The following is a 752-nucleotide window of genomic DNA, read 5'->3' as shown; positions in this document are numbered from 1 at the left end:
TCGTCAGTGGTTGATCTGAATCCCCCCGCACGGGTCGAGTTGCGTGACCATGCTCGTTCTGTGCCGGCGGCGGTGCAGCCAGATCGCCCAAAAGTGGTCTCCGGTCCCGACAAGGGTCCTCTTTATTCCAACGATGCGACCCTTGTCGAAGGGCTGAGGTCAGCACTCTATGCCGGTAAGATCGGGGAGATCACGGTCAAGCGCCATGTAGATCTTCTTTTCGGCTTTGGTCATTGGCTCGTTGAAAATAACAAGCCGGGGATTGCGGATCGGCTTCACGATTCGTCGCTAGATCGGGATCGCAAGGAGTACGAGATCTGGGGTGGCGGCCCCTCGGCCGTGGCTGGGTCACTGGGTCGTCTCAAGACGTGGGCGGGCGGAGCGCCAGCGGTGGGCCGCCCTGCCCTGAATCCCCACCCTGCCGACGCCGTGCTCATCAGAGAGTACACAGCGGCTCTCATCAAAGCGTACGAGGCAGCGCCGACCGGGCCGAAACCCCGTACCGTTGAGGTCTATGGGTCTGCTCTTAGACGTTTCAGTCAATGCCTGGTTGAAAACAAAAAGCCGGGGATTGCGGATCGGCTTCACGAGCGGTCGCTGGATGAAGATGCCAAGCGCTATATGAAAACCGCTGAGATCAGTGCACTAGCTCATCTCCGGAAGTTCGCACCCGGGCGCGAAATTGCCCTTGCTGCTCGTCCGGAAGACGCAGTCGGCATGGAGGCTCGTGCCATTGGGGACGCCGCTGCGCA

1 pseudogene is annotated in these 752 nt (G+C 60.4%); it reads left to right on the top strand.

From position 1 onward, the window contains the following. Window positions 1-752, top strand: a pseudogene (locus NKH52_RS35415) (hypothetical protein); the annotation flags it as partial.

The organism is Mesorhizobium sp. M1066 (genome assembly GCF_040318635.1).
In the GTDB taxonomy this organism is placed as follows: domain Bacteria; phylum Pseudomonadota; class Alphaproteobacteria; order Rhizobiales; family Rhizobiaceae; genus Mesorhizobium.
This window is presented reverse-complemented; position numbering and strand designations above follow the sequence as displayed.